We start from the raw sequence: 23,515 nt of genomic DNA on the forward strand, positions 1-23,515 counted from the left end.
GCACGTTCCGATCCTTCCGGATCGGATATCGTGCTCTATCATATTGCTAAACAGAGAATCTTTATCCGATCAGATGACTGCATCTGATCGGGTGATCTTCTATCCGTCCACCAGAAATCCCTGGAGTGCGGCCAGCGTCGCCCCCGGGGCTTCCTCCGCGAGGAAATGGCCGGACTCGATGGCCTGCCCCCCGACCGGGCCGGACGCATACCCCTGCCAGATCTCAAGCGGATCGTAGAGCGCGCCGACCAGCCCGCGCGACCCCCACAGCACCTGCAAGGGGGGCGTGATCCGCTCCCGCCGCGCGCGGCTCTCGCGGTCATGGTCGAGGTCGATCGCCGCCGCCGCGCGATAATCCTCGCAGATCGCCGTCACCGTCGCCGGGTCGGCCATCGCCCGCCGGTAATCCGCCATCGCGGTCTCGTCGAACACCGCCTTCGCGGTCTTGTGCCGGGCGGTCTGCGACAGCAGCCAGTATCCGGCGTCGCGGTTGATCAGGTCTTCCGGCAGCGGCGCCGGCTGGGCGAGGAAGAACCAGTGATAATAGCCCATGGCGAAGCGCATGTCGGTGCGCTCGAAATGCTCGATCGTGGGAATGATGTCGAGCAGTGCCAAGCGCGAGATCCGCTCGGGATGATCGAGGGCCAGCCGGTGCGACACCCGCGCCCCGCGATCATGGCCGACCAGCGCGAAGCGGCCGATCCCGAGATGCGCGGCGAGGTCGACGATGTCTCGCGCCATGCGCCGCTTGGAATAGGCTTCGTGGTCCTCGCTCGCGGCCGGCTTGTAGCTCAGCCCATAGCCTGTGATGTCCGGGCAGATCACGGTGAAGCGCGAGGCTAGCGCGGGAGCGATCCGATGCCACATGCAATGGGTCTGCGGCATGCCGTGCAGCATCACCAGCGGCGGTCCGCTGCCGCCACTGCGCAGCCGGAACTGCCGCCCGTCGCCGAGATCGGCCGTCGTCTCGCTGAACCCTTCGAAAAATCCGCTCATCTGCGCTCCCGGCATGTGTTGGCGAATACCGCAAGCAGCGGTCCCGCCGGGACAGAGTGCCAGCAGGGCGCGGCCTTGAACAGGGCATCGAGACGCGGCACCAGCGCGCGGCTCGCCCCATCCGCCTCGATCCGTGCTATAGCGATGCGCGGATAAGGCAGGGAAGCCGCCAGCACCGCCGGCCCTGCCGTCCGCGCCACCAGAATCCGCATCGCCGCCGGCGCCGCCGCCACGAACGGGCCCGGCACGCCCACCCCGTCATTGCCGAACGGCAGAACGACCAGCGTGCCCGCCGGCAGACGCGCCGCCGCCCGCGCCGTGCGCCCGGCCGGCTGCATCGTCGCCGGCGAAAGCGCGAGCCCCGCGACCGACGCCGCCCCGACCGCCAGCAGCACCGCCAGCACCCGCGGCCGATCCCGCAGCGTGGCCGCCAGCGCCAGCCCGGCAAAGGGCAGGCCAAGCCACACATAGCGCATCTCGAAAGGCTGGTTGCCGAACGCCGCCCCCAGCGCCAGCAGGCCGAGCGGCGGCGCGGCGAACCCCGCCGCCAGCAGCGCCCGATCCTCCCGCCCGAGCGCCCGCCGCCCGTCGCGCAGGACAAGGAACACCAACCCGGCCAGACCCACCCCAAGCACCGCCGCAACCGGCATGGCGAGGGCGGGCGGCACCTCGCGGGGCAGCGCGCCGAGCAGCGCGCCGGCTTCATCCCGCGCCAGCGCGCCCAGCGCCGGGGCGAGGTGAAACGGCGGAAACTGCCCCCGCCGCGACCCCGCCTGGGCAAGAAAGAACCACAGCCCCGCCGGCAGGAACACCGCCCCGCCCATCGCCGCCGCCAGCCACACTTGCCATCGCCGCCAGGTCATCCAGGCCAGCCACAGACCCACCGCAGCCGCGGTGAAGCTGGCGAGATAATTGCTGAAACACGCGGCACCCAGCAGCGCGCCGGCGCAAAACCCGGCGCGGACATCGCCCCCTCGCGCCGCGCGGATCGCCAGCAGCGTCCCCCCCATTGCGCAGAGCGTCGCCAGCGCGAAATCCCGCGCCACGATCCCGGTATAGGCGAAGCCGTAGAACAGCGTCGTTATGCCGATGGCGAGCGAGGGACCGATACCCATCCGCACGGCGATCCGCCCGAGCAGCGCCAGCGCGCCCAGCGTCTCGCCGACCGAGAGCAGCCGCAGCCGGAACAGCCCGGTCCCGATCGCGTCGCGCCAGAGCGACAGCAGCCAGAAATACAGCGGCGGATGCACATCGCCTTGCCGCAAGCCCGTCGCAATCGCGCCAAACCCCGCATGGCCGCGATAGAATGCCCGCGCGGCGCCGGCGCTGAAGGGCAGGGCGGGCCAGTCCGGCCGCGGGTGCGAGGCGACAAGGAAGACGGAATAGAACTCGTCATACTCGCCACCCCGGCACCACGCGATCGCGACGAGCAGGATGGCGGCGCCGCACAGCGCGGGCGCAAGGCGGGCAGGGCGCATGTCGGCAGCTCCGGGTCTATCCCGAATAGCAACCACAGGTTGTTGTGCCTGACAACCCGGTCAAAGCATGTCCCGCAGCCGGAACCAGCTCGTCGCCAGCACCAGGGTGGGCATCCGCAGCAAGGGCCCGCCCGGAAACCGCGCATGCGGAATCCGGGTGAAGGTATCGAACCGCTCGGCGCGGCCGGCCACCGCCTCGGCCATCAGCCGGCCAGCGAGCCCGGTCAGCGCCACGCCATGCCCGGAAAACCCCTGGGCGAACAGCACGTTGCGGCCGAGCCGGCCGAAATGCGGCAGCCGGTTGCGGGTGATCGCGACATTGCCGCCCCACACATGCTCGGCCCGCGCATCCGCGAGCTGCGGAAAGGCCCGCTTCGCCCGCGCCAGCATCGCCGCGCCGAGATTGGGCGGCGGCAGCGTCGAATAGGAAACCCGCCCACCGAACAGCATCCGGTCGTCCGCGCTGCGGCGGAAATAGTCGAGCACGAAATTGAGGTCCGCCACCGCCTCGTCATGCGGAATGAGATCGCGCACATCCGCCCGCGATTCGGTCGCGACGATATAGGTGCCGACCGGCATGACATAGCCCGCGATCGGCTGCGCCAGCGTGCCGAGATAGGCATTGCCGCAGATCAGCAAATGCCCCGCGCGCACGCTGCCGCCCGCCGTCTTCAGCACCACACTCTCCCCCGGCGTGATCGACGCGACCCGCGTGCCCGTATGGATCGTCGCCCCCGCCGCCATCGCCGCATGGGCCAGGCCGAGCGTGTAGTTCAGCGGATGGATATGGCCCGCCACCGGGTCGAGCAGCCCGGCGCGGTAGCGCGGGCTGCGCAGCCGCTCCTGCAGCGCCGCACCACGCAGCAACCGGAATCCCTCCAGCCCGAGTTCCTCGAGTTCCCGCTGCCAGGCTTCCAGCTCGGCCACCTGCCGGTCCTTCACCGCGACATGCAGGTAGCCAAGCCGCGGATCGCACGGGATCGCGAACCGCGCGATCTGCGCATGCACGAGGTCCACTGCCTCGAGCGACATCTCCCACAGCGCCTTCGCCGCCTTATCGCCGACAAGCCGCCTGAGCTTGCCGAGATCGGCGGCGAAGCCCGGCAGCACCTGCCCGCCATTCCGCCCCGAGGCGCCGAAGCCGATGCGCTCGCCTTCGAGCACGACGACGCGATAGCCACGCTCGGCAAGGTGCAGCGCCGCCGAGCATCCCGTCATCCCCGCGCCGATGATCGCGACATCGCAGCTGATGTCGCCTTCGAGCGGCGCCGTCGTCGCCTCATACCGCGCCGTGGTGTCGTAATAGTTCGACAATGCCATGCGGTTCAGACGTTCAGCAGCAGGTGTTCGCGCTCCCACGAGCTGATCACCCGCAGATAGGTCTCGTATTCGAGCCGCTTCACCGCAACGAACACCTCGACCAGCTTCTGCCCGAGAATGTCGATCAGCGGCCGCGCCTGTTCCATCATCTCGAGCGCGTGCGAGAGTTCGCGCGGCAGCGAATAAGGCTGCGAATAGGCCGAGCCGCGGAAAGCCGGCGTCGGCGTCAACCCTTCGACCATGCCGAGATAGCCGCAGGCGAGCGAGGCGGCGAAGGCGAGATAGGGGTTCGCATCCGCCCCCGGCACCCGGTTCTCGACGCGCATCGCATCCGCCTCGCCATAGGGCACGCGCAGCCCGCAGGTCCGGTTGTCGTGCCCCCATTGCAGGTTGATCGGCGCGTTCGAGAAGCGCGTCAGCCGCCGGTAGGAATTCACGTTCGGCGCAAAGATCGGCATGATCACCGGGATATATTTCTGCAACCCGGCGATGAACGAGAGAAACAGCGGGCTCGGCCGCCCGTCCGTATCGGCGAACAGCGTCCGCCCGGTTTCGAGATCGACCACGCTCTGATGCACATGCATGGCGCTGCCCGGCTCCTCGTCCATCGGCTTGGCCATGAAGGTGGCATACATGTCGTGCCGCAATGCGACCTCGCGCACCGTGCGCTTGAACAGGAACACCTGGTCCGCCCGGTTCAGCGGGTCGCCGTGCAGGAAGTTGATCTCGACCTGGGCCGCCCCCTCCTCGTGGATGAGCGTGTCGAGATCAAGTTCCTGCATTTCGCAGAAATCGTACATCTCCTCGAACAGCGGGTCGAACTCGTTGACCGCGTCGATCGAGTAGGATTGCCGTCCGGTTTCCTGCCGCCCGGAGCGGCCGACCGGCGGTGCCAGCGGATAGTCGGGATCGGTGTTGCGCCCGACGAGATAGAACTCCATCTCCGGCGCCAGCACCGGCTTCCAGCCGCGCTCCTCGTAGAGTGCCAGCACATGGCGCAGCACCTGGCGCGGGGCGATCGTCACCGGCCTGCCGTTGGAATACTGGCAGTCATGGATGATCTGCGCGGTCGGCTCATGCGCCCAGGGCACGAGGCGAACGGTGGCAGGGTCGGGGATGAGATTGATGTCGATGATCGCCGGATCGGTCAGCTTGTCATCCGGGTCCTCGGGATATTCCCCGGTGACGGACTGGATGAAGATGCTCTCCGGCAGCCGTGGCGCGCCGCCGCGCAGGAATTTCTGCGCCGGCATGATCTTGCCGCGCGGAATACCGGTGATGTCGGGCACCAGGCATTCGACTTCGGTGATGCGGTGTTCGTTGAACCATTCAGCCAGGTCGTTCATGTGTGCCTCAAGGGCGGTCCCGGCGGGCGGCGAGGCCCGCCGGCGATATGCCCGGTTGCAGATATGCGGCGCGGGGTCCGGCCGCCGCGCCGCAGGTCCGGCGCGCCCGGCCGGGCGCGCCGTCTTGCCTTAGAGCATCATCCGATCAGATGGAATCATCTGATCGGATAAAGATGCTCGACTTATCAATATGCTAGAGCACTACATCCGATCCAATCGGATCGGAAAGTGCTCTAGTGCTGCCGGACCGCGGTCCAGATCGCACCGAACTCCTTGGCCTGCGCCGGCGTCAGCGCCGGCAGGAAGCTCAGCCGCTTCATCTGCGCCGGCGTCGGCGTGACCAGCTCCTGCTTGATCGCCTTGTCGAGATACGGAATCGAGGCCGCGTTCGGGCTCGGATACATGTTGAAGTTCGACAGATCCGCCCCCTCCTTGGCGCCGAGGATGAAGTTGATGAACTTGTAGGCCAACTCGGGGTCGGGCGCATGGGTCGGGATCGCCATGTTGTCCACCCAGGCTTCCGAGCCTTCCTTCGGCAGGATCCAGCCGATGTTCAGGCAGGTCTTGTCGGCATAGCACTGCGCGACGCTGCCGCTCCAGGTCATGCCCATCGCCACGACCCCCTTCTTGAGCTGCTGCATCGTCGGATCGCCGTCGACGAAGCCCGAGAAGTTCGAGCGCTTGACCTGTGTCTCGATCAGTTTCGCCGCCTTGATCCAGGCCGCCTTGGTCTTGCAGGCGAAGCCCTCGCCGAGATAGGCGCAGGCCGCGCCGATCAGGTCGCGCCCCGAGCCCTTCATCATCGAGAACGGATAGCCCGAATTGTATTTCGGATCGAACAGCGCCGCCCAGCTATCGGGCGGGTTCTTGATCTTGTCCTTGTTGTAGCCGATCACGATCGTGCCCCACTGATAGGGGACCACGTACGCATCGTGCGGATCGTAGCTGACATTGCGGAAGCGCGGCAGCAGGTTCTTGAAGTTCGGCAGCTTCGCCTTGTCGAGCTTGCGGATCAGCCCCTGCTGGACCAGCTGCGGGATGTAGTAGCTCGACGGCACGACGACGTCATACTGCGAATCCCCGCCGGCGCGCAGCTTCGCCTCCAGCTCCGAATTCGAATCGTAATAGGTCTGCACCACCTTGCAGCCGCAATAGGCCTCGAATTTCTTGATCAGGCCCTTGCCGATATAGTCCTGCCAATTGAACAGATAGAGCGTCTTGCCCGCGGCATGCGCGGCCGGCGCCCCACCGCCGATCGCGATCAGCGCGGCGAGCGCGCCCCCCGCGATCCTGCCCATCAATCCCTTCATCAAAAACCTCCTGTAGCGTTTTCCATCCGCGTTTCCGCGTCCTCGTCCATTGCCTTTGCGGCGGCTCGTCGGTCTCAGTCGCCCGGCCGCGCGACGAGCTTTCGCGTCCGGTTTCTCGTGAAGGCGTATTGCAGCAGCCCGGTGCCGATCACGGTCGCGATCATCAGCGTCGCCAGCGCGTTGATGTCGGGTGAAACGCCCTTCCGCGCCACCGCGCTGTAGATATAGATCGGCAGCGTCGTGCTGCCCGGCCCGGCGGTGAAGAAGCTGATCGTGAAATCGTCGATCGACAGGGTGAAGGCGAGCAGGAACCCGCCGATGATCGCCGGCCGGATCACCGGCACGGTCAGATGCAGGAAGGATTGCCGCGCATCGGCATACAGATCGTGCGACGCCTCGAACATGTTCGGATCGAGCCCCGAGAGCCGCGCGAACACCACGAGGGCGACGAACGGCGCCTCGAAGGTGACATGCGCGATCCCCATCGTCAGCAGCCCCGCGCCCAGCAGCCCGGTCGTGCCGTGGATGAAGCTGAAGAATATCAGCTCGGAAATCCCGAACACGAGGCTCGGCATGATGATCGGCGTATAGATGATCAGGCTCGGCAGCGCGCTGCCGAAGCCCCGCGCGCGGCGGTCGCGATAGCGATACAGGCCGAAGCCCATCAGCGTGCCGAGCGCCGTCCCCAGCACCGAGGAGCCGATCGCCAGCGTCAGCGACCGCCGGAACGCCGCGATCACCTCCGGCGAATGCAGCAGGTCGGCATACCAGTAGAAGGTCTGCCCCTTCGCCAGAGGCGGCGGTGCGAAGGAAAAGATCGCGATCAGCAGCAGCGGCGCATAGAGCAGCACATAAACCGGCAGGCTCATCGCCAGCAGCGAGCGGCGGGTCGATTTTCCCATCGAGATGGCCATCATCCGCGCCTCACATCATGCTCTCCTCGGCGCCGCCGAGCCGCTTGCTCAGCACGCGGAAGGCGAACAGTCCCGCACAGGTGAATACCAGCATGAAGATCGTCAGCGCCGCGCCATAGGGCCAGTTCGGCGTCTCCAGGAATTGCGAGGCGATCAGCGAGCCGATCATCATCGACTTGCCGCCGCCGAGCAGCGTCGGCACCACGTAGTCGCCGAAGGCCGGGATGACGACGAGAATGATGCCCGAGAGCAGCCCCGGCAGGGTCTGCGGAAACACCGTGTTCCAGAACAGCCTGGGGCCCGAGGCGTAGAGATCCCGCCCGGCCTCGACCAGCGCCCAGTCCAGCTTCTCCGCCGCCGCGTAAAGCGGCACCACCATGTAGGGTAGATAATTGTAGGTCAGCCCGATCTGCATCGCGAGCACGCCGGGAAACAGGCCGAGATGCGGCTGCAGCAGCCCGAGCGACTGCACGAGATGCGACAGCGCCGATTCCGGCCCGAGCAGCTCCATCCACGCATAGGTCCGCACCACCTGGTTGGTCCAGGACGGCAGCACGATGAACAGCAGCAACAACGGCCGCGCCGCCGGCGGGCGGGTGACGATGAAGAACACCACCGGATAGGCGAACAGCACCGTCAGCACCCCGGCACTCATCGCCTGGACCAGCGAGCGCGCGAGCACGGTGATGTTGCCGGAACTCCAGCCGAGAATCGAATACCCGGCGACCTCGCGCAGCGGCTGCAAGGTCAGCGGCAATTCCGGCCCGCCATAGCTGCCCGAGGTGAAGAAGCCGATGCCGAGCAGGATCGCGCTCGGCAGCACGAGAAACGCCACGATCCAGGCAAGGCCCGGCCCCGCCGTCACCCAAAGCCGCACCGCGCGGCCGAAGCGCTCGGCCCGCGCCGCACGCCCGCGCAGCGAGGCGGCCGCCGCACTCATGCGCCGATCAGCACGATGTTCTCGGGCTTCAGCTCGCAGGTCACCGCCTCGCCGGGCCGCCAGCTCCGTTCGGCCGCCTGGTTGTTGGTATCATAGACCAGCAGCGGCGCGCCGTTCTCCAGCTCGACCCGGTATTGCGTCGATGCCCCCATGTAAATCGCCTCGCGCACCACGCCGGCGAGCATGTTCGCCCGCCCGGCGGGCGCGCCGCCCTCGCCATACATCCAGATCTTCTCGGGGCGGATCATCGCCGTCCCGCGCGCGGGATCGGGCGCGCTGATCGCCAGCCGGCCGAGCGGCGTCTCGATCAGCCCGCCCGGCAGCGCGCTCACCGGCCAGATGTTCGACAGGCCGAGGAACTCGGCGACGAACACGCTCGATGGCCGCTCGTACACATCCAGCACCGGGCCGACCTGGAGCAGCCGGCCGCGCTGCATCACCCCGATCCGGTCGCTCATCACCAGCGCCTCGTGCTGGTCGTGGGTGACGAAAATGAACGTCATGCCGAGCCGCTTCTGCATCCGCATCAGCTCGACCTGCAATTCCGCCCGCAGCTTGGCATCCAGCGCCGAGAGCGGCTCGTCGAGCAGCACCACCTCCGGCTCGTTGACCAGCGCGCGGGCGAGGGCGACGCGCTGGCGCTGCCCGCCGGAAAGCTGCGCCGGGTTGCGGTCGGCGAAGGCGTCGATCTGCAACAGCTCCATGATCCGCTGCGTGCGCGTGCGCCGCTCGGCGCGGGCGATGCGCCGCATCCTGAGCCCGAAGCCGATATTCTCCGCGACACTCAGATGCGGGAACAGCGCGTAGGACTGGAACACCGTGTTCACCGGCCGATGATGCGCCGGCACCGCCTGCATTTCCCGGCCGGAGACCAGGATGCGCCCGGAATCGGGCGTCTCGAAGCCGGCGATCATCCGCAGCAGCGTCGTCTTGCCGCAGCCCGAGGGGCCGAGCAGGGTGAAGAACTCGCCCGGATGGACCACGAGATTGACCCGGTCGACGGCGATGGCATCGGCGGCGAACACCCGGCTGATGTCTTCGAGAATGATCTGCCCGCGCCTCTCGGCCACCTCCGGCCTGCTTGCGGTATGCTGCGCTTTCATGGCTGCCGAGACTACCGGTCCCGCCATCAGCCGCAAGCCCCCCGCGGGGATATCGGCGCGGCGCCGCGGCATCGCGGCGCTTTGTCGCGTTCCATGATCTCTCCCAGCTTTCCTGCCGGATGGCTCCGGCGGATTTTTCGGCCCTTGCGCCAGCTTTCGTTCCCTGAAGGTGAAGCATCGCCAAACTCACGGTTATCGTCAAGAATAATCAACGAGCGGGATGAGGGTTGACGAAGCATCGCCCCCCTTTCCACCGCCGCCGTTGAAAGTTCGGATCATATTGCCGAAAACCTCGTTGGCGGTCGCATGAGCCGGTTGCGCGGGGCAGGGGGCGCGACTAGGGTGTGATGATTATTCTAAACACCACCGTCGCGAAAGGATCCTGCCCATGCTGATCGGCGTTCCGCGGGAGATCAAGAACAACGAATTCCGGGTCGGCCTCACGCCCGCTTCGGTGCGCGAGCTGCACGCGAACGGCCATCGCGTCCTGGTCGAGACCGGCGCCGGCGAGGGAATCGGCATGGACGATGCGGCCTATGTCCGGGCCGGCGCCGCCATCGCCCCGGATGCCGCCACCGTGTTCGCCGAAGCCGAGATGATCGTGAAGGTGAAGGAGCCGCAGCCCGTCGAATGCCGCCGCCTGCGCCCCGGCCAGATCCTCTTCACCTATCTCCACCTCGCCCCCGATCCCGAACAGGCGAAGCTGCTGATGGAGTCCGGCGCCATCGCCATCGCCTATGAAACCGTGACCGACGCGCAGGGCCGCCTGCCGCTGCTGGCGCCGATGAGCGAGGTCGCCGGCCGCATGGCGGTGCAGGTCGGCGCGGTCTCGTTGCAGAAGGCCGCCGGCGGGTTCGGCGTCCTGCTCGCCGGCGTGCCCGGCGTGCCGCCCGCCCATGTGGTCGTGCTCGGCGGCGGCGTGGTCGGCACCAACGCCGCCCGCATCGCCCTCGGCATGGGGGCCGATGTCACCATCCTCGACAAGTCGATCGCCCGCCTCGCCCAGCTCGACGATCTCTACGGCCCGCGACTGAAAACGATGTTCTCGACCACCGAGGCGCTGGAGCAGATGATCTTCAACGCCGATCTCGTCATCGGCGCGGTCCTCGTCCCCGGCGCCTCGGCGCCGAAACTGGTCACCCGCGACATGCTCGGCCACATGCGCCGCGGCGCCGTGCTGGTCGATGTCGCGATCGACCAGGGCGGCTGCTTCGAGACCAGCAAACCCACCACGCATGACGACCCGACCTATATGGTCGACGGCGTCGTGCATTACTGCGTCGCCAACATGCCCGGCGCCGTGCCCCGCACCTCGACCTTCGCCCTCGCCCAGGCGACGCTGCCCTACACGCTGCGCCTCGCCGGGCAGGGCTGGCGCGAGGCGCTGCGCGCCGATCCGCATCTGCGCGCCGGGCTCAACGTCGCCGAGGGCCGGATCGTCCACCCGGCCGTCGCCGCCGCCCTCGGCCACGAGGTGCTGCCGGTCGAGCGGGTTCTCGCCTGAGCATGGACGCCGACGCGCCGTCCCCGCCCGAACCGGCGTCCCTCTCCGCGCCCGCCGCCGATGCTGACGCCGGGGCCGATGCTGACGCCGATGCCGGCGTCGGCACGCGGCTGCGGCGGATGCGCCAGGTCTTCGGCCTCACCCAGCGCGAGCTGGCTCGCCGCGCCGGCGTCACCAACGGCGCCATCTCGCTGATCGAGCAGGGCCGGGTCAGCCCGTCGATCTCCTCGCTGAAGAAAATCCTCGACGGCATCCCGATGTCGCTGGCCGAGTTCTTCACCCTCGACCTCGCCGCCCCGGAAGACGTGTTCTTCACCGCCGCCGAGCTGACCGAAATCGCCTTCGGCGAGCGGATCTCCTTCCGCATGGTCGGCCGCCGGCTGAAGGACCGCGCGCTGCAGATGCTGCACGAACACTACGCTCCCGGCGCCGATACCGGCGAGGCGATGCTCCGCCACGAGGGCGAGGAAGCGGGTGTGATCGTCAGCGGCCGCCTCCTCGTCACCGTGGGCGACCAGGAGCGCACCCTCGGCGCCGGCGATGCCTATTATTTCCACAGCCGCATCCCGCATCGCTTCCGCAACCCGTTCGACGCGCCCTGCGAAGTGATCAGCGCCAACACGCCGCCGAGCTTCTGACCCGGCACATTCCGGTTGAACCGCGCGGCCGGAGCCGATACTCTCGATCGGTGATGTTTTGCTCCGGTCCACCAGCGCCGGCTCCGTCCCGCCCTGGCGCGCGGCGCCAGCCCGTCTCGCCCCGCGCCGGCCTCGACCTGCATGCCGAGATGCTGCGCCTGTGCGCCCGCATCGGCTTCAGCCCGCCCCGTTCCTGATCGCTGCCGAGCCGCGGCCCAGGCCGCACCCCCCGCACGACACAACGGAGACATTCATGCCCGACCAGCCCCTCGCCCTCGACTGGCAGCACGCCGATGCCGCCCACCACCTCCACCCCTTCTCCGACCACAAATCCCTCCACGAGGGCCGCGTGCGGATCATCACCGAAGGCGACGGCGTCTGGCTGACCGACGATCAGGGCAACCGCATCCTCGATGCGATGGCCGGCCTCTGGTGCGTCGCCGCCGGCTATGGCCGCGCCGAACTGGTCGAGGCCGCGGCGGCGCAGATGCGCGCGCTGCCCTTCTACAACACCTTCTTCAAGACCTCGACGCGCCCGGTCATCGCCCTGGCCGAGCGCCTCGCCGCGATGGCGCCGGGCGATCTCAACCACGCCTTCTTCGCCTGCTCCGGCTCCGAAGCGGTCGATACCGCGCTGCGCATGGCCCGCACCTACTGGATCACCCGCGGCAAGCCCGCCAAGCGCATCATCATCGGCCGCGACTACGGTTATCACGGCTCCACCACGCTCGGCGCTGCCGCCGGCGGGATGAAGGACATGCACCGCCAGGGCGCCGCACTGCCCGATTTCGCCCATATCATGCCGCCTTACTGGTATGGCCGCGGCAGCCAGATGGACCCGGCCGAATTCGGCCTGCACGCCGCTCGCGCGCTGGAAGCGAAAATCGCCGAACTCGGGGCCGACAACATCGCCGCCTTCATCGGCGAGCCGATCCAGGGCGCCGGCGGCGTCATCATCCCGCCCGCGACCTACTGGCCGGAAATCCAGCGCATCTGCCGCGAGAACGACATCCTGCTGATCGCCGACGAGGTGATCTGCGGCTTCGGCCGCACCGGCCGGATGTTCGGCTGCGAGACCTTCGGCATCCAGCCCGACATGATGACCCTCGCCAAGGCCATCACCTCCGGCTACGCGCCGCTCTCCGCCGTCATGGTGGGCGACCGCGTGGCCGATGTGCTGATCAACGAAACCGGCGAATTCTATCACGGCTTCACCTATTCGGGTCATCCGGTCTCCTGCGCCGTCGCCCTCGCCAATCTCGACATCATCGCCCGCGAGCGCCTGCCCGAGCGCGCCGCCGCCAGCGGCGAGATCCTGCGCGCGAAGCTGCACGACGCGCTGGCCGACCTGCCGATCGTCGGCGAGATCCGCGGCGTCGGCCTGATCGGCGCGATCGAGCTGACCGCCGACCGCCGCACCCGCCGCTTCTTCGAGAAAACCGGCCGCGTCGGCACGATCTGCCGCGACCATTGCTTCGCCAACGGCCTGGTGATGCGCGCGGTGCGCGACACGATGGTCTTCTCCCCGCCGCTGATCATCAGCGACGCGGAAATCGACGACATGGTCGCCCGCGCCCGCCGCGCCATCACCGCGACGATGGACGAGGTCCGCGCCGAGATGGCGGCCTGAGATGGACGCGATGGCCGCCCCCGACGATCCGCGCGCGCTGCTCGCCGATTGCGAGCTGATCGAGGCGTTCATCATCGATGTGAACGGCGTGCCCCGCGGCAAATGGCTCCAGCGCGACCGGGCGGAGGCGCTCTTCGCCGGCGGCGTCGCCCTGCCGCGCTCGGCCTACCTGCTCGACATCTGGGGGCGGGACATCGTCGAGGGCGGCATCGCCTTCGACACCGGCGACCCCGACGGCGTCTGCCTCGCCGTGCCGCACAGCGTCGCCATCATGCCCTGGGCCGAGGGCCGCGCCGCGCAGGCGCTGCTGACCATGCAGGAGCCGGACGGCTCGCTGTTCTACGCCGATCCGCGCGGTGTGCTCTCCCGCGTGATCGACCGTCTCGCCGCGCGCGGCCTGACCGCGGCGGTCGGCGTCGAGCTCGAATTCTACCTGCTCGATCCCAACCGCACCGGCGGCCAGCGCGTCGCCCCGCGCGGTGCCGATGAAAGCCACTGGCGCGGCTGGCAGACCGATACGCTGGGGCTCTGGGAAATCCACGACTACGAGCCCGTGCTGCGCGACCTGCTGCGCGCGGCGGACGCCCAGTCGATCGCGCTCGACACGTTGATCAGCGAGAACGGACCCGGCCAGTTCGAGGTGACGCTGCACTACGCGGCGGATGCGCTGCGCATCGCCGACGACGCGGTGCTGTTCAAGCGCGCGGTCAAGCAGATCGCCCGCAAGCACGGCCTCGCCGCGACCTTCATGGCCAAGCCCTTCGGCAACTGGGCCGGCAGTGGCATGCACGCCCATCTCTCGCTGCTCGACCGCGCCGGGCGCAACGTCTTCACCGGCGATGCCGCGCGCCCCGCCCCGCTGCTCTACCACGCGCTCGGCGGCCTCGTCGCCGCGATGCCGGAGACGATGCTGACCTTCGCGCCCCACGCCAATTCCTACCGCCGCTTCGCCCCCGGCACCCATGCGCCGGTCTTTGGCGACTGGGGGCACGACAACCGCATGTCCTCGATCCGGGTGATCAACGCCGACCCCGCCGCCGCCCGCATCGAGCATCGCGTCGCCGGGGCCGACAGCAACCCCTATCTCGTCCTCGCCGCCCTGCTCGGCGCGATGGAGCAGGGGATCGCGGAGGGAACCGATCCCGGCGCGGAAACAAGCGGCGACCGTGTGGCCTCCACCGCGCCGCGCCTGCCGATCGCCTGGAGCCAGGCCACCGAGCGCTTCGCCGGCTCCGCCCATGCCCGCGCCATCTTCGGCGAGGCCTTCCAGTCCATCTTCGCCGCCTGCAAGCGCCAGGAAATCGCCGAATTCCGCCGCCGCATCTCCGATGTCGAATACGACGCCTACCTGAAAAACGCGTAGAGCACTTTCCGATCCTTTCGGATCGGATGTAGTGCTCTACCATACTGATAAACCGAGCATCTTTATCCGATCAGATGACTCGATCTGATCGGAACGTGCTCTAGGCGCGCGCGCCGCGCGGTCAGACGAAGCCGCGGCGGATGCCGAACTGGTCGAGCTTGCGATACAGGGTCGGCCGCGAAATCCCGAGCCGCTGCGCCGCCCGGCTCAGATTGCCGTTCTCCGCCCGCAGCATGTTGCAGATCGCCAGCCGCTCGGCCTCGCCGATGCTGGCCGGCGCCGCCATCTCCGCCGCCGCCTCGTCGCGAAGCGGCGCATCGCGGAACTCCGCCGGCAGGTCGGCGCGCCGCACATGCCCGTCATGGCGCAGGATATGCAGCTTCTCCATCAGGTTGCGAAGCTGGCGCACATTGCCCGGCCAGGAATGGTCGCGCAGCGCCTCAAGCGCATCCGCATCGAATTCAAGCGGCGCCGCGCGCAGCCGCCCGGCGATGCGATGGTTGAAATGCTCGACCAGCAGCAGGATGTCCTCGCCGCGCGCGCGCAGCGGCGGCACCTCGATCGTCACCGTGCTGATCCGGTAGAACAGGTCGCGCCGGAACCGCCCGGCCTCGACCTCGCGGCGCAGGTCGCGATTGGTCGAGGCGACGAGCCGCACCTCCACCGGCCGCGTCCGGCTGTCCCCCAGCCGCCGCACCACCCGCTCCTCCAGCACCCGCAGCAGGAAGGGCTGGATCTCGATCGGCATCTCGCCGATCTCGTCGAGGCAGAGCGTGCCGCCATGCGCCAGCTCGAACACGCCCGGCTTGCCCTCGCGGCTCGCGCCGGTGAAAGCGCCCGGCACGTGGCCGAACAACTCGCTGCCGAACAGCTCGCGGGTGATGCCGCCGCAGTTGAGGGTCACGAACGGGCTGCCCGGCGTCCGCCGGCTGCCCTCATGGATCAGCCTTGCGAACAGCTCCTTGCCGACCCCGGTTTCCCCCTCGATCAGCGCCGAGGTCACATCCGGCGTCGCCGCCACCCGGCGGGCGATCTCGACCGCGTGGCGCAGTGCCGTGCTGTCGCCGACGATCCGCAGCGCGCCATCCTCGCCAGCCTGCGTCGCCCCCGTTGCTGTTATCCTTGCTGGCGTTATCCCCGCTGGCGTCGCCCCTGCGGCCATCGGGCGCGCGGCGCGCTCGGGAAACACCAGCGCCGCGCCGCGGATGCCGTTCTCCGCCTGCAGCGAGCTGACATGGCAGCGCCCGAGTGCGGCAGGCAGATCGCCGTCCCCGGCCTGCCCGGCGAGGAAGCGTTCGAGCCGCCGCTCCGCGGTCTCCGCCGTCGCATCGGTGCGGAAGGCGTGCAGCGTGCTCTCCGCGACATTGTGGCAATAGACCGGCCGGCCGCGGTGATCGACGATCAGCAACCCGTCGCTGCGCCGGTAATCCGTCGCCGAGGAGATGAACGCCTCCAGCAGCCGGGCGCGTTCCTCGTTGCGCTGCTCGGCCAGCGCCTTCTCGATTTCCTGCGCCGCGGCGACGACGAGGCCGATATTGTGCGGCCTGAAAATGTCCGGATGGCCGGAGAGGTCGACCACGCCGATGATGCTGTTGTCGAACGGATCGCGGATCGGCGCGCCGGCGCAGGTCCAGCTCTTGATTCCGGCGCAGAAATGCTCGGCCGCATGCACGAAAACGGGCGCGCCCGCCCAGAGCGCGGTGCCGATCCCGTTGGTGCCGACGACATCCTCGGTCCAGGTTCCGCCGATCGCGAGATTGATGTCCATGCCCTCATGCAGGGTGCGGCGATCGCCCATCGCCTCGAGCAGCACGCCATCACCATCGGCCAGCACGAGCATCGCGCCGGTCCCCTCCAGCAGCCGCCCGATCGTCCCGAAGCTGCGCCGCGCCGCCCGCGTCAGGTCGCGGTTGCGCTCGATCAGCGCCTCCACCTCGCGGTTCAGCGGCGCCTCGCTCTGCCGCGCGTCGATCCCGCACGAGGCGCAGCGCGACCATGAATCCCCGATCAGCGAGCGGACGCTGAAGCCCCGCGCGCAATGCGGCTCGCCGGCGAGCAGCCGCTCCCATGCCTCCATCGTCGCCCGCTCGTCATAAGCGGCCATTCCCGGCGCCGCCAGGCTGTCACTCAATGCCGAGCCGAACGCCGACCTCGCCGGCCAGTTCGTCCTCCCCCTGCTCCGGGTCGAGCCGCATGCCGTCCAGATCCGCGAGGCTCTCGACGATCTCCGGCGCCGCCGGCGCGATGAAGCCGTTCGCGGCACTCGCCAGCACGAACACCTCTTCGCCGCCGCGCCGCACCACATTGCCCACATGATGAAGCTGGTAGCCGCTATTGCCATCGACGATGCAGACCCGGCCATTGACGCTGATCCGCACCGCCGGCGCCGCCGCCTCCGCCTCGGGCCGGCTTGCCAAGCCGGTGCTGATGATCAGGCCGCGCGCCTGCGGTGCCGGCTTCGGCGCCTTGCGTGCCGAATAGCCGCCTGCCGTGATGTGATCGGCAATGCGCGTGATCGTCGCCCGGTTTTCCTGCAACACCTTGCGGATCCGCGCATCTTCCGGGCGCGGGCCGTCGCGTTTGGTGTAGATGTTGACCATGGTTCCTCCCAAAAAGAATCCTCAGGTCGCTGCATCGGCGTCGATGGTTCTGCGGATCGTCCACCATCTCCCATGCCGACGGGTTCAGTTATGCTGGATGACGGATGAATTGGTGGTAGCCAGATGCCGCAAGTTGTGAAAACAAGTAACGGATCGAATTTTTGTTGATATTTCCTCAAGTTTTTCCACGCATCCGCAACCTTGCCGCGCAGGTGCCGCCCTCTCGCTGTTCCGATTCGGCGCAGTTCTTGCGGCACTGCAAAAACCGCATCGGGACACGCAGCGGAATGAATGACGCCGCGATCGCCTGTCACCGCCGATGACACCATCCCCGCCGCCGCCTTTCTGGTCGGACAGTGCGGCCGGCCTGCTGGTCGCGCTGAAGGTGCAGCCGGGCGCCCGCCGCCCGCGTCTCGGCCCGGTCGTCGAGGCCCCGCCCGCGCCGGGCTGGCCACCAGCGCGCCTGCGCGTCGCCGTCGCGGCACCGCCGCAGGAAGGCCGCGCCAACGAGGCGGTGCTGAAGGCCCTGGCCGAAGGTCTCGGGCTCAGCCCGTCCCGGCTCGCCCTGCGCGCCGGCGCCCAGGCGCGCGACAAGCTGGTGCTGGCCGCAGGCCTCAGCGCCGCCGATCTCGCGCCCCGCCTCGCCGCACTCGGTCAGCAAAACGAAGCGTAAAGTTAGGGCATCATCCGGTCCCCCCGGATCCGCGATCTCAGGCTCGCGTCCCGAAGCGGGCAGGCGAGGGGATCGCGGTGTCCGCATCGGCCAGCGTCCGCAGCATCGCCACGCGATGATGCCGGAAATTGCGCAGCGTGTCGGCGAGCGTGTCCTCGCTCGACCACCTGACCCCGCCGAACGGATCGGCCGGCCGCCTGCCGGAGACGCCGATCAGCCAATACCCGCCATCGACCGCCGGGCCGAACACCGCCTGCGCGCCGCGCAACGCGTGCGCCGCCCGGCGCAGATCCTCCCGCGCGATGCCCGGAATATCGCTGCCGATGATGATCACCGGCCGCCGCCTGTAGTGCCGGAACACCCGTCCCATCCGCGCCCCGAGATCGCCGCGCCCCTGGCCAATGCGCTTTGGGCCAATGCGCCCGAAGCCGCGCATTGCGAACCGCGCGTGATGATCCGGCGTGAGCGCGACGATGCGCTCGAACCCGCGCAGCAAGCGCAGTTCCGCGAGCAGCCGCGCCAGCTCGCCGCGCGCGAAGCGCAGGGCGGCGCGATCGCCGATCCGCCGCGCCAGCCGCCGCTTGCCGACGCCAAGGCGCGGTACACGCGCGAACACGACGACAACCGGCGTCATCGCCCGCCCTCCGGCAGCATCATCAGCGACCGCGCCTTGGCCCGGCGCCGGGTCCGGCCTGTTCGCTCTCGCACGGCATCCGCATCTCCCGCATGGTTCGCATCGCTTTCGTCGGGAGCGCGTTGCAGGTTACGCGCGCATCGTCCAGCGGAGTCCCCCGCCGCGCCGGCTCAGCGGGTCACGTCGGCAGGACCGACCCGGCGCATGATCTGCCGGCTCGTCAGCACCGCGTGGTGGATTTCCGCCGGAGTCACGAGGGCGGCGCCCGCCCCGAGCCGCACCTTGCCATCCGGCTCGGGGATCGCGATCGGCTCGACCAGCACTCTCGCCACCCCCTCCCGCATCATCCCTAGCCGCACCGCGACGGCGGGGCTGACATCCAGCATCCGGCTCGGGACGAAGGGGCCACGATCGTCGACGGTGATGGTGGCGCTGGCGCCATTGGTAAGGTTGACCACCCGCGCCACGGTGCCGAGCGGCAGCGTCTTGCTGGCGGCAACGGCGGCTCTGGGGTTGAACCGCTGGCCGTCGGCGGTCCTGCGCCCGCGCAGGCGCGCGGCATAGAACGACGCCCGGCCGACCTCGCTGCGGCCGGTCAAATCCGTCGGCGGGTGCCGCACCGCCGCCACCGCGATCGGCTTCATCGCCTGCAACCGCGCCGCCTCCGCGAGCCCATGTAGTGCCGCGGGCGCCGCCGGCCGGGGCGGCGGCGGCGGCGGCAGGGCAAGCCCGGTCACCGGATGCAGCCCGGCGCACGAGACCAGCCCGAAACTGCACAGCACGACGAGCCCGAGGCGCATCGCCCCGCCCGCATGCCGCATCCTCGCCGCCCGGGCGCATCCTTTCGGTGTGTCCATGATCCAGATGGATGGCTGCCATGCGTGGCAGAATTAAGGCAATCGTCACGAAGTCGTATCAATCCATGTCTCATGGTGACGGGGTGGAGCCGTGCACGCTGAGATGCCTGATCCGGAATCCATAGCGCGCGGCCAGCATCTCGCCCACGCGCAGCCGGTGGCACTGGCAGGCCGAGGCCTCGTAGCAGAGCAGGCAGGAGGGCGAAGCCGCCGCCCAGGCCGCCGCCTCGGCAAGGGCGAAATCGGCCTCCGGCGTCGCCAGCCGCGCCTCGACGATCCGCCAGAACGTGTCCCATTGCCGCCGCCGGTTGGCTTCCCGTCCCTCGGCCGGCGTGCCCAGCGCCTTGAGATGCCGATACCCGATCCCGGCCTCCGCCAGCCCCGCGGCGAGGCTGCGCTTGGAAAACCCCGCGCGGCGCGACAGCGGCAGGTCCCGCACGTCGATCACCTGGCTGATGCCCGCATCGCGCAGGCACCGCACGAACGCGTCGAACCCGCAGGCCTCGTAGCCGATCGTCGCGATCTCGCCTGTCGCCATGGGCTGATCATAGTCCAGACCCCGCCATGCGGGCGAAAAAAAACCCCCGGACATTTCCGGGGGCCAAGTCGATGGGTCGAACTTCGGAACAGGGAACATCTCCGTCCTATCCGGCGGCGCCGTTCCGGCCGGTGGCGGCGACGTTGCTTTTACGTCAGGTTTTGCCCTGTTTGACGTTGATTTTTATACAAATTTGTTTACAAAAGAGTATTAGTTTGAAACAACAACACATATCGCGACAAAACGTCGAAATTTCTCTGGTTGAGGCGGGAGGCCCGGGTGACATTGTCCTGCTTCCGATACGGGCCTGACGATGTGATGTTTCCGTCTCGCCAGAGGCGGCACGCGCCAAACCACGCCGGAGCAAGACCGTTTGTCCCGCACTGAGCCTCATCCACTCCTGCGAGACACGACGGCGCGCCACGAGCGCGGCGCCGCGCCATCCGACTCCTCGTTCCACCGCATCGCCCGGCTGGCGGCGCACGGGCTCGACCTCCCGGCGGCGCTCGTCTTCCTGGTCGAGGGCAGGGCGCTGCGGCTCGCCGCCGTCTATGGCACCAGCCTCGCCCGGCTGCCTCGCGGCAGCGCGATCCTCGATGCCGCCTGCCGCGAAGCCGGCGGGCTGGTCCTGCCCGATGCCTGCGCGGAGCCGCGCTTCGCCGACGATCCGCTGGTCACCGGCCCGCCGCATGTCCGCTTTTTCGCCGCCGCCTGCCTCACTTTGCCCGACAGCCAGCCGATCGGCGCCGTCTGCGTCTTCTCGCCCTTGCCATCCCCCGCTTTCGCGAAGCGCGCCCGGTTGTTCCTGGCCGACCTCGCCGAGGCGGCGAGCGGCGAGCTCGAACACCGCCGGACCACCTTCCGCCAGACCCGCATCGCCGCCGACCTCGCCTACTGGAACCGCCTGTCCGAGGAGATCGCCGCCGCCGCCGGGTTCGACGAGGCGGTCGACCGCGCGCTGGCCCGCTGCGCCGAGCGCACCGGCGCCTCGCTCTGCTTCCTCGCCGGCTATCACCCGACCTACCGGCTGATCGAATACATCACCGCCCATGTCAGCCCCGACAGCGGGCTGCGCGGCTTCGACATGACCCGCTGGCCCGGCGGCCACGCCGTCGACGATGTCAGTTTCGGCGCTGGCCTCGCCGAAGACCGCATCATCGATTCCGGCCCGCTGCGCGACCTCGCCGACCTCCATGACTACGTCCATCTCAAGGCCCTGTTCCGCGCCGGGGTTCGCCGCCAGCTCGCCTATCCTTTCGACCTCGCCGACCGCCGCTTCGGCCTCGTGCTCGATTTCGAAACCCCCGCCATCCCCGAGAATACCGGCCGCCTGGTGCAGGATTTCCTCGCCCGGCTGGCGCCGCTGCTGATGGGAAGGCTGCGCGAGGATGCGCTCGAACGCGCCAACCGCACCCTGCGCACCATCCACGCCACCACCGAGGCCTTCGCCGGCCTCGCCACCGCCGAGGCGCTCTACGCCGCCCTCTGCTCCCTCGCCGTCGAAACCGGCGGCTACGACACGTGCTGGATCGGCCTCGCCGGCAACGAGCCCGGCCGGCCGATCCGCGTCGCCGCGTGCGCCGGCAACGGCGTCGCCTATGTCGAGCAGCTCCGCCTCTCCTGGGGTGACACGCCGGAGGGCCAGGGGCCGGCCGGCACCGCCATCCGCGAGGGCCGGATTTCCCGCTGGCGCGACATCGCGGTCGATCCGCGCTTCGAGCCCTGGCGCGCCCAGGCGCACGAGGCCGGCTTCCGCGCCTGCATGGCGCTCCCGATCGGCCTGCCCGCCACCCCGGCACCCGCGGTCTTCACCCTCTATTCCTCCAACCCGATGGCTTTCGGCGAGGAGGAACAGGCCCTGCTGGTCGAGCTGACCGCCAACCTGACCAAGGCGCTGCGCGATGTCGCGACCCGGCAGGAGCGTGACGCCGCACTCACCGCCCGCTCGATGAGCGAGCGGCGCATCGAATGGCTGCTCGCGGCGAGCGGCACGGTGCTCTACACCCTGTCCCTCCAGGAAAACGCCGCCCTGCCGCTCGAGATCAGCCGCAACATCATCGACCTGCTCGGCTACGCGCCCGAAGAGGTCAGCGGGCCGGACTGGTGGCCCCGCCACGTCCATCCCGACGACCTGCCGCGGGCCGGGCAGGGCGTCGCCCTCGCCATCGCCGCCGGGCATCACATCCACCGCTATCGCATCCGCCACCGCGATGGCGGGTTCCGCTGGATTCGCGACGAGCTGACCCTGCAGCGCGACGCCGACGGAAGTCCCTCCGCCATCGCCGGTGTGTGGATCGACATCACCGAACATCACGAGGCTGAGGAACAGATCTACCGCCTCGCCCATCTCGATCCGCTGACCGAGCTGCCCAATCGCCGCCTGCTCAACGAGCGCCTCGGCGCCGCCCTCGACGCGGCGCGGCGGGATGGCAGCCATGGCGCCCTGCTGTTCATCGATCTCGACCGGTTCAAGACGATCAACGACATGCTCGGCCACAGCGCCGGCGATGCGGCGCTGGGCGAAACCGCCCGCCGCCTGCGCCTCGCCATCCGCGCAACCGACACCATCGCGCGGATCGGCGGCGATGAATTCGTCGTCGTCCTCGCCCCGTCCGAGGCCTCCGCCGAGGCCGCCTCCGCCCACGCCACCGCGCTCGGCCACGCCCTGATCGAAACGGTGACGAGCCGCCCCATCTCGATCGGCGGGCGGCACTATCATCTCGGCGCCAGCATTGGCGTCACCCTGTTCCCGAAACCGGCGGACACGATCGACACGCTGATCCGCGAGGCGGATACCGCGATGTACCGGGCCAAGTCCGGCGATGGCGACGTGGTGATGTTCCGCCCGCAAATGTACCAGTCGATCCTCGACCGCCACGCCGTCGAGGACGACATCCGGAGCGCCCTGAAGGACGAGCGTTTCGAGATCTGGCTGCAGGAGCAGGTCGATGCCGCCGGCGCGCCGGCCGGGGTCGAGGCCCTGCTCCGCCTGCGCGGGCGCGACGGCCGGCTCACCCCGCCCGACCGCTTCGTCGGCGTCGCCGAATCCTCCGGCCTGATCGTCCCGCTCGGCCGCTGGCTGCTGGGCGAAACCTGCCGGCTGATGGCCCGCATCGGCGCCGACCGACCGGACTGGCGCATGTCGGTCAATGTCAGCCCGCGGCAGTTCCGCGATCCCGCCTTCGTCGCCGATGTTCTGGCCGCACTCGATCAGGAAGGTGTTTCCCCGGCACAGCTGACGCTCGAGATCACCGAGAACCTGCTGATCCGCGACCCCGAGGAGGTCGCCCGGATCATGGACACGCTGGCCGCGCGCGGCGTGCGCTTCTCGGTCGATGATTTCGGCACCGGCTATTCGAGCCTGCTCTACCTGCGGCGCCTGCCCATCCACGAGCTCAAGATCGACCGCGGCTTCATCTCCCAGGTGCCGCACGATGCCTCCGCCGTCGCCATCGTCGAGGCGATCCTCGCCATGGCCCGCCAGCTCGATCTTGATATCGTCGCCGAGGGCGTGGAGACCGCGGCGCATGTCGATTTCCTGCGCGCCCGCGGGCCGATGCGGATGCAGGGATATTTCTTCGCCGCCCCCCGCCCGGCCGCCGCCTGGCTCTCCGCCGCCCCCGCCGCCCCGCCTGCCGCGCCGATCTAGAGAATTATCCGGTCAGATGGGA

19 protein-coding genes are annotated in these 23,515 nt (G+C 69.0%); 6 read left to right on the forward strand and 13 right to left on the reverse strand.

Annotation, left to right across the window (positions count from 1 at the left end; translation table 11 throughout):
- Positions 1-99: 99 nt before the first annotated feature.
- The 8 genes from HUW10_RS16080 to HUW10_RS16115 all read right to left on the reverse strand — a co-directional run bounded on the left by HUW10_RS16080 (position 100) and on the right by HUW10_RS16115 (position 9,374).
- Positions 100-996, reverse strand: coding sequence for an alpha/beta fold hydrolase (locus HUW10_RS16080; protein WP_236656451.1), 897 nt, complete (start codon positions 994-996; stop codon positions 100-102).
- The gene (locus HUW10_RS16085) at positions 993-2,474 is read right to left on the reverse strand and encodes a glycosyltransferase family 39 protein (RefSeq protein ID WP_174504398.1); all 1,482 of its coding nucleotides are present in this window, start codon (positions 2,472-2,474) and stop codon (positions 993-995) included. Before HUW10_RS16085 ends, HUW10_RS16080 begins: the two co-directional genes overlap by 4 nt.
- A 60-nt stretch (positions 2,475-2,534) precedes the next feature.
- Entirely contained in the window at positions 2,535-3,794 is a 1,260-nt protein-coding gene (locus HUW10_RS16090) for an FAD-binding oxidoreductase (RefSeq protein WP_174504399.1), read from the reverse strand.
- Between the two features lie 5 nt (positions 3,795-3,799).
- On the reverse strand, positions 3,800-5,140 hold the full coding sequence (locus HUW10_RS16095) for a glutamine synthetase family protein (protein ID WP_174504400.1): 1,341 nt from the start codon (positions 5,138-5,140) through the stop codon (positions 3,800-3,802).
- A gap of 233 nt (positions 5,141-5,373) precedes the next feature.
- Positions 5,374-6,450, reverse strand: coding sequence for a spermidine/putrescine ABC transporter substrate-binding protein (locus HUW10_RS16100; protein ID WP_174504401.1), 1,077 nt, complete (start codon positions 6,448-6,450; stop codon positions 5,374-5,376).
- Between the two features lie 74 nt (positions 6,451-6,524).
- Positions 6,525-7,364 carry an ABC transporter permease gene (locus tag HUW10_RS16105; protein WP_236656452.1) on the reverse strand — a complete coding sequence of 280 codons (840 nt, stop codon included), beginning with the start codon at positions 7,362-7,364 and terminating at the stop codon, positions 6,525-6,527.
- Between the two features lie 10 nt (positions 7,365-7,374).
- The gene (locus tag HUW10_RS16110; protein ID WP_174504403.1) at positions 7,375-8,304 is read right to left on the reverse strand and encodes an ABC transporter permease; all 930 of its coding nucleotides are present in this window, start codon (positions 8,302-8,304) and stop codon (positions 7,375-7,377) included.
- The gene (locus tag HUW10_RS16115; RefSeq protein ID WP_236656453.1) at positions 8,301-9,374 is read right to left on the reverse strand and encodes an ABC transporter ATP-binding protein; all 1,074 of its coding nucleotides are present in this window, start codon (positions 9,372-9,374) and stop codon (positions 8,301-8,303) included. The genes HUW10_RS16110 and HUW10_RS16115 overlap by 4 nt, the downstream gene beginning before the upstream one ends.
- Positions 9,375-9,795: 421 nt before the next feature.
- Here HUW10_RS16115 and ald point away from each other — a divergent pair, with 421 nt between their 5' ends.
- The 4 genes from ald (at position 9,796) to HUW10_RS16135 (ending at position 14,542) form a co-directional block, all read left to right on the forward strand.
- Entirely contained in the window at positions 9,796-10,911 is a 1,116-nt protein-coding gene (gene ald, locus HUW10_RS16120; protein ID WP_174504404.1) for an alanine dehydrogenase, read from the forward strand.
- Between the two features lie 2 nt (positions 10,912-10,913).
- Positions 10,914-11,549: a cupin domain-containing protein gene (locus tag HUW10_RS16125; RefSeq protein WP_174504405.1), complete on the forward strand. Its 636-nt coding sequence runs from the start codon at positions 10,914-10,916 to the stop codon at positions 11,547-11,549.
- 253 nt (positions 11,550-11,802) lie between these two features.
- Positions 11,803-13,179: an aspartate aminotransferase family protein gene (locus HUW10_RS16130; protein WP_174504406.1), complete on the forward strand. Its 1,377-nt coding sequence runs from the start codon at positions 11,803-11,805 to the stop codon at positions 13,177-13,179.
- 1 nt (position 13,180) lies between these two features.
- Entirely contained in the window at positions 13,181-14,542 is a 1,362-nt protein-coding gene (locus tag HUW10_RS16135; RefSeq protein WP_174504407.1) for a glutamine synthetase family protein, read from the forward strand.
- A 121-nt stretch (positions 14,543-14,663) separates the two neighbouring features.
- On the opposite strand, the gene HUW10_RS16140 is transcribed toward HUW10_RS16135, so the two are convergent.
- Both HUW10_RS16140 and HUW10_RS16145 read right to left on the reverse strand, forming a co-directional pair.
- The gene (locus HUW10_RS16140; protein WP_236656454.1) at positions 14,664-16,673 is read right to left on the reverse strand and encodes a sigma-54-dependent Fis family transcriptional regulator; all 2,010 of its coding nucleotides are present in this window, start codon (positions 16,671-16,673) and stop codon (positions 14,664-14,666) included.
- Positions 16,666-17,142 carry a hypothetical protein gene (locus HUW10_RS16145; RefSeq protein ID WP_174504408.1) on the reverse strand — a complete coding sequence of 159 codons (477 nt, stop codon included), beginning with the start codon at positions 17,140-17,142 and terminating at the stop codon, positions 16,666-16,668. The genes HUW10_RS16140 and HUW10_RS16145 overlap by 8 nt, the downstream gene beginning before the upstream one ends.
- A gap of 319 nt (positions 17,143-17,461) precedes the next feature.
- On the opposite strand from HUW10_RS16145, the gene HUW10_RS16150 reads away from it, so the two are divergent.
- Positions 17,462-17,815, forward strand: coding sequence for a DUF167 domain-containing protein (locus HUW10_RS16150; protein WP_174504409.1), 354 nt, complete (start codon positions 17,462-17,464; stop codon positions 17,813-17,815).
- A gap of 37 nt (positions 17,816-17,852) precedes the next feature.
- On the opposite strand, the gene HUW10_RS16155 is transcribed toward HUW10_RS16150, so the two are convergent.
- The 3 genes from HUW10_RS16155 to HUW10_RS16165 form a co-directional block, all read right to left on the reverse strand.
- Entirely contained in the window at positions 17,853-18,449 is a 597-nt protein-coding gene (locus HUW10_RS16155) for a TIGR04282 family arsenosugar biosynthesis glycosyltransferase (RefSeq protein WP_174504410.1), read from the reverse strand.
- Between the two features lie 170 nt (positions 18,450-18,619).
- Positions 18,620-19,306 carry a septal ring lytic transglycosylase RlpA family protein gene (locus tag HUW10_RS16160; protein WP_236656455.1) on the reverse strand — a complete coding sequence of 229 codons (687 nt, stop codon included), beginning with the start codon at positions 19,304-19,306 and terminating at the stop codon, positions 18,620-18,622.
- A 70-nt stretch (positions 19,307-19,376) separates the two neighbouring features.
- A complete protein-coding gene (locus HUW10_RS16165; protein ID WP_174504411.1) occupies positions 19,377-19,844 on the reverse strand; it encodes a DUF488 family protein in 468 nt (155 codons plus the stop codon).
- A gap of 373 nt (positions 19,845-20,217) precedes the next feature.
- Between HUW10_RS16165 and HUW10_RS16170 the strand changes: the two genes are divergently transcribed.
- Positions 20,218-23,493: an EAL domain-containing protein gene (locus HUW10_RS16170; protein ID WP_174504412.1), complete on the forward strand. Its 3,276-nt coding sequence runs from the start codon at positions 20,218-20,220 to the stop codon at positions 23,491-23,493.
- Positions 23,494-23,515 lie beyond the last annotated feature (22 nt).

The organism is Acidiphilium sp. C61, from assembly GCF_905116885.1.
GTDB lineage: Bacteria > Pseudomonadota > Alphaproteobacteria > Acetobacterales > Acetobacteraceae > Acidiphilium.

What these genes read in the sequence shown, in the direction of transcription:
- HUW10_RS16085 (WP_174504398.1), bottom strand. Translation starts at nt 2,474, where the DNA reads ATGCGCCCTGCCCGCCTTGCGCCCGCGCTGTGCGGCGCCGCCATCCTG.
- HUW10_RS16130 (WP_174504406.1), top strand. Translation starts at nt 11,803, where the DNA reads ATGCCCGACCAGCCCCTCGCCCTCGACTGGCAGCACGCCGATGCCGCC.
- HUW10_RS16155 (WP_174504410.1), bottom strand. Translation starts at nt 18,449, where the DNA reads ATGACGCCGGTTGTCGTCGTGTTCGCGCGTGTACCGCGCCTTGGCGTC.
- ald (WP_174504404.1), top strand. Translation starts at nt 9,796, where the DNA reads ATGCTGATCGGCGTTCCGCGGGAGATCAAGAACAACGAATTCCGGGTC.
- HUW10_RS16080 (WP_236656451.1), bottom strand. Translation starts at nt 996, where the DNA reads ATGAGCGGATTTTTCGAAGGGTTCAGCGAGACGACGGCCGATCTCGGC.
- HUW10_RS16150 (WP_174504409.1), top strand. Translation starts at nt 17,462, where the DNA reads ATGACACCATCCCCGCCGCCGCCTTTCTGGTCGGACAGTGCGGCCGGC.
- HUW10_RS16110 (WP_174504403.1), bottom strand. Translation starts at nt 8,304, where the DNA reads ATGAGTGCGGCGGCCGCCTCGCTGCGCGGGCGTGCGGCGCGGGCCGAG.
- HUW10_RS16135 (WP_174504407.1), top strand. Translation starts at nt 13,181, where the DNA reads ATGGACGCGATGGCCGCCCCCGACGATCCGCGCGCGCTGCTCGCCGAT.
- HUW10_RS16125 (WP_174504405.1), top strand. Translation starts at nt 10,914, where the DNA reads ATGGACGCCGACGCGCCGTCCCCGCCCGAACCGGCGTCCCTCTCCGCG.
- HUW10_RS16160 (WP_236656455.1), bottom strand. Translation starts at nt 19,306, where the DNA reads ATGGACACACCGAAAGGATGCGCCCGGGCGGCGAGGATGCGGCATGCG.
- HUW10_RS16145 (WP_174504408.1), bottom strand. Translation starts at nt 17,142, where the DNA reads ATGGTCAACATCTACACCAAACGCGACGGCCCGCGCCCGGAAGATGCG.
- HUW10_RS16090 (WP_174504399.1), bottom strand. Translation starts at nt 3,794, where the DNA reads ATGGCATTGTCGAACTATTACGACACCACGGCGCGGTATGAGGCGACG.
- HUW10_RS16100 (WP_174504401.1), bottom strand. Translation starts at nt 6,450, where the DNA reads ATGAAGGGATTGATGGGCAGGATCGCGGGGGGCGCGCTCGCCGCGCTG.
- HUW10_RS16105 (WP_236656452.1), bottom strand. Translation starts at nt 7,364, where the DNA reads ATGGCCATCTCGATGGGAAAATCGACCCGCCGCTCGCTGCTGGCGATG.
- HUW10_RS16165 (WP_174504411.1), bottom strand. Translation starts at nt 19,844, where the DNA reads ATGGCGACAGGCGAGATCGCGACGATCGGCTACGAGGCCTGCGGGTTC.
- HUW10_RS16095 (WP_174504400.1), bottom strand. Translation starts at nt 5,140, where the DNA reads ATGAACGACCTGGCTGAATGGTTCAACGAACACCGCATCACCGAAGTC.